General features: G+C 53.5%; 5 protein-coding genes. 4 read left to right on the top strand and 1 reads right to left on the bottom strand.

The window, feature by feature from the left end:
• Positions 1-344, top strand: a 344-nt coding sequence (locus VFE46_03245; GenBank protein ID HZZ26998.1) for a copper-transporting ATPase, incomplete at its 5' end; no start/stop codon positions are given.
• Between the two features lie 10 nt (positions 345-354).
• On the opposite strand, the gene VFE46_03250 is transcribed toward VFE46_03245, so the two are convergent.
• On the bottom strand, positions 355-1,158 hold the full coding sequence (locus VFE46_03250) for an MBL fold metallo-hydrolase (GenBank protein HZZ26999.1): 804 nt from the start codon (positions 1,156-1,158) through the stop codon (positions 355-357).
• A 273-nt stretch (positions 1,159-1,431) separates the two neighbouring features.
• Here VFE46_03250 and VFE46_03255 point away from each other — a divergent pair, with 273 nt between their 5' ends.
• The 3 genes from VFE46_03255 to argS all read left to right on the top strand — a co-directional run bounded on the left by VFE46_03255 (position 1,432) and on the right by argS (position 8,394).
• A complete protein-coding gene (locus VFE46_03255) occupies positions 1,432-5,154 on the top strand; it encodes an SEC-C metal-binding domain-containing protein (GenBank protein HZZ27000.1) in 3,723 nt (1,240 codons plus the stop codon).
• Between the two features lie 66 nt (positions 5,155-5,220).
• Positions 5,221-6,558 (top strand): 3-deoxy-D-manno-octulosonic acid transferase, encoded by a 1,338-nt coding sequence (locus tag VFE46_03260; GenBank protein ID HZZ27001.1) that lies wholly within the window; start codon positions 5,221-5,223, stop codon positions 6,556-6,558.
• A gap of 69 nt (positions 6,559-6,627) precedes the next feature.
• Entirely contained in the window at positions 6,628-8,394 is a 1,767-nt protein-coding gene (gene argS, locus VFE46_03265) for an arginine--tRNA ligase (protein ID HZZ27002.1), read from the top strand.
• Positions 8,395-8,548 lie beyond the last annotated feature (154 nt).

Below are 8,548 nucleotides of genomic sequence, written 5' to 3' on the forward strand. Positions count from 1 at the left end.
GCATCAACGACGCACCTGCCCTGGCGCAGGCACAAGTGGGCATTGCCATGGGCACCGGCACCGACGTGGCCATGGAGAGCGCCGGTTTGACCCTGGTGAAGGGAGATTTGCGCGGAATTACCAAAGCGCGCCGTTTGAGCCGTGGTGTTATGCGCAACATCCGGCAGAATTTATTCTTCGCCTTTATTTATAACACGCTGGGAGTGCCGATCGCTGCAGGGGTGTTGTACCCACTATTTGGCCATGCCGCGTTGTTGAATCCGATGGTTGCCGCCGCTGCGATGAGCTTCAGTAGCGTATCGGTCATTGGCAACGCGCTGAGGCTGCGGCGATTGCCGTTGTGAACTGAGCATGCTAACTGAGTTGAAGCTGTAAGCCGTCGTACGCCAGTTCCATGCCGGCGGGCAGTGCGGCGTTCGTGGCTTCGTGTTCCAAATCGTGGCACATGTGCGTGAAGAATGTGCGCTGGGGGCGCAATTGTTTCGCCACCGCGATGGCCTGATCCAAACTGTAATGCGAAACGTGGGGCCGTTGGCGCAAAGCGTCCAAAATCAGCACGTCCAGACCAGCCAGTTGAGCAAGGCTTTCGGGCGGGATGCCGTTGGTATCGGTGCAGTAAGCGATGTTGCCGATTCGGAAGCCCAAGACTTGAAACTTGCCGTGCCACAATCGGATGGGGATGATTGGTTGCCCCAACAACGTAAACGGTTTCAGGTTAATTCGTCGGATGTCTAATTGCGGAACGCCGCCTCCACAGCCGTGGTTATCTTCCGTGAAGGCGTAATCAAACGATTTGCGAATTCGCGCCTCAACAAAATCTTCGCAGTACACCGGCAGCGCGTGCCCCAGATAGTGTGGAAATAACCGCACATCGTCCAAGCCAAACACGTGGTCAGCATGTTCGTGCGTATACAACACGGCATGCACGATGCCAACTTTTTCGCGCAACAGTTGGCTGCGCAGATCGGGCGTGGTGTCGATTAGTAAATTCCCCTCGGGCAAACCCAACAATAACGAGCAGCGGGTTCGTTGATTCTTGGCGTTGCCGCTGGTGCAGGTCGAACAGCCGCAACCCACGCAGGGCACCCCAACCGATGTTCCGGTCCCCAGGAAGATCAACCGCCCGCGGATATCGATGGTTTGCAGTTGCAGGGCCATGCGGAACAACGAGTGCGAAAATCAAATAGAAGTTAAAAGCCGAAATCGAACAGTTACAGTATTATGAGACAATGACTTACGACATTCTCTTCATCTCCAATCGTTCTTGACCCGCTCTGCCAAGTCGCTATAAACTTCTTTGTCGGCAAATCTTACGTCTATTATCGGATAGCTGGCGCGGCTCTTGCATTACTATACCAAACCCGGGGATTCTGCCAAAATGGCACCCTGTCCCGCGTTTGCTGTCCTGATCACCTCGAAAATGGCTTGATGATGGAAGTCCTGGAACAGATTTGGGAAGTCATCGGAAATTTCTTCACCGCGCTAAGTCGGGGGTTGGAACGTGGCATTACTTCGTTGTTTGGCTCGTCCAATGCCCGTTATATCAAAAAAATACAGCCGCGGATTGACGCGATCACTGCGCTGGAGTCCAAATACCAGTCCATGAGCGACACGGAACTGAAGCAGCAAACCACGCTGTTTCGCCAGCGCTTAATTCAGGGCGAAACCCTGGATGAATTGCTGACCGAAGCGTTCGCGGTTTGCCGCGAGGCGGGACGCCGCTTTCTGGGAATGCGGCATTACGATGTGCAATTGATCGGCGGCATGGTGTTGCACAGCGGATCGATTGCCGAAATGATTACCGGCGAAGGAAAAACGCTGGTGGCCACGTTGCCGGCATACCTCAACGCCTTGGAAGGCAAAGGCGTGCACGTTGTGACCGTGAATGATTACCTGGCCCGCCGCGACATGGAATGGATGGCGCCCGTTTATTTGAACTTAGGCCTGACAGTGGGCGCCATTCAATCTGGCATGGATGCCGCGGAACGACAAAAAGCCTACGCTTGCGACATCACCTACGGCACCAACAACGAATTCGGCTTCGATTACTTGCGCGACAACATGCGGCCGGCGGCGCGCGATGATTACCACTTTCCCAAGCATGTCCAGCAAGTGCAGGGACCGCTCCATTTTGCCATCATCGATGAGGTCGACAACATCCTCGTCGACGAAGCCCGCACGCCACTTATTATCTCCGGTCCCGCGCATGATGATGTTAGTAAATACAGTAAAGCCGATAAAATCTCGCGGCAACTGGTCAAAGACACACACTTCGAAGTCAAGGAAAAAGAGCACACGGTGGTGCTGACCGACGAGGGAGTTCGAGCGGCGGAACGGTTGGCGGGCGTGGAAAGTTTTTACACGGCGGGCAACATGGAGTGGCCGCACTTAATTGATAACGCACTGAAGGGCCATCATTTGTACAAGCGCGACGTGAATTATGTTATCGAAGAGGGCGAGATTATCATCGTCGACGAATTCACCGGCCGCAAAATGCCCGGCCGCCAGTGGAGCGATGGCCTGCATCAGGCCGTGGAAGCCAAAGAAGGCGTGCGCGTGAAAGAAGAAACGCAAACGCTGGCCACAATCACACTGCAGAATTTCTTTAAGCTGTACAAAAAAATCTGCGGCATGACCGGCACAGCCATGACTGAGGCGAATGAATTCTGGAAAATTTACAAGCTGGATGTGATCTCCATTCCGCCCAATCGGCCGATGCAGCGGATTAATCATCCCGACGTCATCTATCTGACAGAAAAAGATAAATTCAATCAGGTGGCCATTGAAATCGAACGGATCCACAAATGGGATACCGTCGAACTCGCAGATGGCAATTGGCTGGTGGGCACCATCAAAGCTGAAAACGATCAAGAAATCACTTTCGACGATAAAGATAACCGCGAACTCCGCACCATCGCGCGCTCGAAGATCGAAATTCTGCAAAAGCGCGGCCGACCCATTTTGGTTGGTACCGTATCGATCGAAAAAAGCGAACGGCTCTCCGCGCTTTTGGAACGGCGCGGCATTCCGCATGAGGTGCTCAACGCAAAACAGCACAAGCGCGAGGCGGAAATTGTCGCCCAAGCAGGCCGCAAAGGGGCCGTGACGATTGCCACCAACATGGCCGGCCGCGGCACCGACATTATCTTGGGCGGCAATTCCGACGCTATGGCCTGGGCTAAGCTCCAAGATAAATATCCCACGCGCCTGGAAGTCCCCCGCGATGAATGGGACGCCCTGATAAAGAAAATTGAAGAGCACGAACAAACCAAGGCCGAAGCGGCCGAAGTGAAAGCTTTGGGTGGCCTGCACATAGTCGGCACGGAACGGCATGAAGCACGCCGCATCGACAATCAGCTCCGGGGCCGTTCCGGCCGCCAGGGCGATCCCGGTTCGGGCCGGTTCTACCTGTCGCTGGAAGACGATCTGATGCGCATTTTTGCTGGCGAATGGGTTAAGAGCGTGCTGACACGGCTGGGCATGAAAGAGGGCGAAGCCATCGAAAGCCGCATGGTTTCCCGCCGCATTGAAGGCGCGCAGAAGAAAGTCGAGGAGCGCAACTTCGATATCCGCAAAAACCTATTGGAATATGACGAAGTCATGGACGAGCAACGCAAGCGAGTCTATTCCTACCGACAGCGGATTCTCGACGGCAACAATTGCAAGCAACTGATTTTGGAGATGATCGACCGCCAGATCGAGTACAATCTAAATGTCTTCCTCGACAAAGATTACGGCGCGGAAACATTCGCCAAATGGGCCGGCAATCTACTTTCTGTGGAATTGGAGCCGCGCGAATTCCGCAATCTCGATTACCAAACTGCTCAGCAACAAGCAAAAGACGAAGCCGAGCGCATTGCTGAATCGCAAGCATTTGACGCGGTCGAGGAAAATCTTCCGCAAACTAACGAAGAAGATTGGAATTGGGAAGCGCTGGCCAAATTTTCCAACTCACGCTGGAAAACGAATTTTCGCGACCGGGATCTGAAAAAAATAGGTCGTGACGCCGTATCCGGATTCTTGCTTGAGCAAGCCCGCGAAGCGGTGAGGCAAATCGATTTGAGCGAGGGCGCCCGCTTCCTGGAGCCCGATCTTGGCGTGAAGACTGCCTGCGGTTGGGCTCATTATAAGTTTGGCATCATGATCAACCCTGATGATGTCCGCGAACTGGAGCCGAGTGCATTTGTCGACTTGGCGCGCCAAAAGGCCCGCGAGGCTTACGAGACCAAGGAAGCCGAATTCCCCGTGATGGCGGGCTTGCTGCATTTCACCACCCGCGATGCGTCCGGCCAAAAGCGCTATGACCGCGATCAATTGGTGGGATGGGCCCGTGATCGTTTCCAGGTTGATTTAACGTTCGACGGTCTGAAAAACAAGCAGCAGGACGAAATTCGGTCTGTTTTAGTGGAGCACAGCCGCGCCAACTTGCGTGCCGCCCTGGAGAAACAGGCAGAAATTCAGCGCCCGATCAACGACATTTTTGACATTTCTTCAAATGGTCATGCCGAACAAAACGGCACCGCATTAACGGTTCGCACCATTCATGGAGCAGGCTGGCGCGAAACCAAACCCGTACAAGTGCTGTTGGAAAAGCTCAAAACTTATGATTCCCAGTTTCCCGACGAGCAAATCGGCCAACTGGATCAAGCACAGTTGCAAACTCAGGCTGCACTGGTGGTGGACGACCATTTCCGGCCTGAAATGCGCCGCCTGGAACGAAATCTTGTGCTGCAAATTCTGGACGCGGCTTGGAAAGATCACCTGTTGGCGATGGACCACCTGCGCTCCAGCGTGTCATTGCGCGGCTATGCTCAGATTGACCCCAAAGTCGAGTATAAGCGCGAAGGCATGCAAATCTTCGAGACAATGTGGACGAATATCGGCGACCGCGTTACCGATTTGATTTTCCGCATGGAACAGTTGGATGAGGGCTTTGTTGGCTCCACATGGAAAGAAACCGCTGCCGTACACGAGGAAGCGCCGCCGACCACTGCAATTGGGCAGCAACAGCAATCGGCCATCGACAATATGCAGGGGGATAAAAAAATTGAGCCCATCCGCAACCGCAGCGAAAAGGTGGGCCGCAATGATCCCTGCCCCTGCGGCAGCGGGAAAAAATTTAAAAACTGCTGCATGCGAACACGCCAGACATAATAAAGCGAAGTCAAAATTGTCAGGATAAAAAGGAATTGTTGATCCTTTCGGGAATGGATTCCCATGATGGCCTTCTTCTTAAACTTCGCGTATTTGCTCACGCTGCTTGTGGCTGCGCCGTGGTTGATTTACCAAAGCATTTTCCGCGGCAAATATCGGGAAGGATTCGCCGCGAAATTTTTGGGCGCTGTGCCCGTGCGAAATTCAAGTTGTCCATGCATTTGGTTGCACGCTGTGAGCGTGGGCGAAGTAAATTTGCTGGGCGTATTATTGAATGAAATCGCCCAACGGCGGCCCGACCTGGAGTGCATAATCTCCACGACAACCAAAACTGGCTTTGATTTAGCCAAGACAAAATACAGCTCACACACCGTCTTCTACTGTCCGTTGGATTTTACTTGGGCAGTCCATCGTGCCATGGTTCGTATTCGGCCTGCACTTTTGCTGCTTGCAGAATTAGAACTGTGGCCCAACTTGGTACGCGCAGCCCATAAACACGGCGCGCGAGTGGCCATTATGAACGGCCGGCTAAGCGAAAAGAGCTTTCATGGTTATCGCAGGATTCGCCGCTGGCTCGCGCCGGTGTTAAATTCCCTTGATCTCATTGCCGTGCAGAATGAAGAATATGCCCAACGTTTTCTGGCGTTGGGAGTAGATCCCAAGCGCGTAAATACTACCGGCTCGCTCAAATTTGACGGCGCCCAAATGGATTGTCAGAATTCCTGCACGCAAGCTCTGCGCAAGCTGGTTGGTTTTTCTGACGATGACGTAATTTTCTTGGCCGGAAGCACCCAGTCGCCGGAAGAACAATTGGCGCTGGCGGCCTTTCAATCGTTAGCAGCCGAATTCCCGAAATTGCACTTGGTCATGGTCCCCCGTCATCCACATCGCTTTGACGAAGTTGCCGCGCTGTTGGAGTGCAGCGGAGTTTCGTGGACACGCAGATCCGCTTTAAAACCAACCATTCCCCAATCCCAAGTCCCTATTCCCCATTCAATCCGGATTCTCCTTGTCGATACCGTCGGCGAACTTGGCGCCTGGTGGGGAACAGCCTCCATCGGCTTTGTCGGCGGCAGTTTGCATTCCAATCGTGGCGGACAAAACATGATTGAGCCCGCCGCTTATGGCGTGGCTACCTGCTTCGGCCCAAATACCAACAACTTCCGCGATGTGGTTTCTCAGTTATTGGCCCACGATGCCGCGGTGCGGGTTCATAGTGGCGAACAGCTTACCGACTTCGTCCGCCGCTGCCTGAGCGATTTTGCTTATGCCAATGATTTGGGGCGTAATGCTGCGGAATTGGTAAAAGCACAGCAAGGCGCTACTACCCGCACTTGGGCGCTGATTGAACCACTCCTGGCTTCGTCTGTCATTGAATCTCAGCCTTTCCGCTCAGCTGCGTGACTTGTGCCGCTTGGATTGGCTCCTACAATCCTGTATTTATGCCTTTCGATCTTCGTCTTTATTGACACCGTGAACATTCTCCACGAACTTCAAAGCCGTTTTGCCACCGCCTTGAGCGGCATGGTGGATAATCCGGCCGAACTGCTTTTACAAGTTCGGGCCAGCCAAGACCCGAAGTTTGGTGACTATCAGGCGAACTGCGCCATGCCGCTGGGTAAGCGATTGGGCAAGCCGCCGCGTCAAATCGCAACAGCAATTGTCGCCAAGCTGGAGATTGACGATTTGTGCGAGCCGCCGGAAATTGCCGGCCCTGGCTTTATCAATCTACGACTGAAAAACGATTGGTTGGCCCAACAAGCGTCCACCGCTTTGGCCGATCCGCGCGTTGGTGTACCGACAGTGGCCAAACCGCGCACTTACGTTGTCGATTACAGTGCGCCCAACGTCGCCAAACCGATGCACGTGGGGCATATCCGCAGCACGGTCATCGGCAATTGCCTGTACCGGACGCTTAAATTTGTGGGCCACGAGGTCATTAGTGACAATCACCTGGGCGATTGGGGCACACAGTTCGGGATGATTATTTACGGCTATAAAAGCCCCGAAATCCGAGCGCAAGTACAATCCAGCGGTGCCGTTGAAAAGCTTGGCGAGTTTGGCGCACTCTACGCATGGGTGAATCGACTGGGCGAGGAAAATCCAAAAATTCGAGAAGCGGTGCTAAATGAAACCGTGAAACTGCACGCAGGTGATGCGGAGAATTTGCAGTTGTGGAAAGAAATTCGAACACAATCGGACAAAGACATCGATCGAATTTACAAACGCCTCGGTGTGAAATTTGACGATCAACTGGGTGAAAGTTTTTATCACGACTGGCTCAGCGCAGTCGTTGATGATCTACAGAAGAAAGAGATCGGACGGGAAAGTGATGGCGCCATCGGCGTGTTTTTGAATGGCTATGAAACGCCGTTTCTCATCCGCAAGCAAGACGGCGCATTCCTATACGCCACAACGGATTTAGCGACCATCCAATATCGCATGGAAACATGGCATCCCGATGCCGTGTTATACGTGGTCGATCATCGGCAGAGCTTGCACTTTGAGCAGTTGTTTGCCACAGCGCGATTGTGGCACCCTGAATGGGCGAACGTCGAATTCAAGCATGTCAACTTCGGTACCGTGCTGGGAAAAGACGGCAAACCGTTCAAAACTCGCTCGGGAGATACCGTAGGGCTCGAAATTCTATTGGACGAAGGTGTCAGCCGGGCACTCGCCATTGTGAGTGCAAATGATGATGCCAAGCCAAATGGTCCCGAGCTTTCGACCGATGAGCGGCAAAAAATTGCCGAAGCCGTCGGCATCGGTGCGCTCAAGTACGCCGACTTGTCGCAGAACCGCACCAGCGATTATGTATTCGATTACGACAAAATGCTGGCGATGAACGGCAACACGGCCACCTACATGCAGTATGCCCACGCCCGTGTTCGCGGGATATTTATCAAAGGGCAAAAGCAATTAGGCGAAAGCACTACTTCCCAACAGCATGTCACTCAAAAAATCATTCTTTCCCACCCGGCGGAGCGCGCATTGGCGCTTGCCGCGCTGCAGTTTTCTGAGGCGATGGATCTGGTGCTGGCCGATTATCGACCCAATCAATTGACCAGCTATTTGTTTGAACTGGCAAACCGCTTTAGCACGTTTTACGAAAACTGTCCTGTATTGAAGGCGGAAACGCCGGAACTCCTGCACGGCCGGCTTGCATTGTGTAATCTGACGGCCAAAGTCCTACGGCAAGGGTTAGAATTGCTGGGGATCGAGGTCGTGGAGCGAATGTGATGCGGTGCTCGCCAATTAGAGCGCTCTTCATCTAGCTCTAGCGCCATGCCGGCAAATTAGTTAAGCTACGCAGCAACTTGAACAAGGAGGTTGCTGTGGCACCGTATTCGAGGGAGTTTCGTCGAGACGTACTTGCCGCCTGTGATACGGGTGA

This window comes from Pirellulales bacterium, from assembly GCA_035656635.1.
GTDB lineage: Bacteria > Planctomycetota > Planctomycetia > Pirellulales > JADZDJ01 > DATJYL01.

Excerpts from the sequence above, each read along its gene's own strand:
- VFE46_03250 (HZZ26999.1), bottom strand. The coding sequence starts at position 1,158 with ATGGCCCTGCAACTGCAAACCATCGATATCCGCGGGCGGTTGATCTTC.
- VFE46_03255 (HZZ27000.1), top strand. The coding sequence starts at position 1,432 with ATGGAAGTCCTGGAACAGATTTGGGAAGTCATCGGAAATTTCTTCACC.
- VFE46_03260 (HZZ27001.1), top strand. The coding sequence starts at position 5,221 with ATGGCCTTCTTCTTAAACTTCGCGTATTTGCTCACGCTGCTTGTGGCT.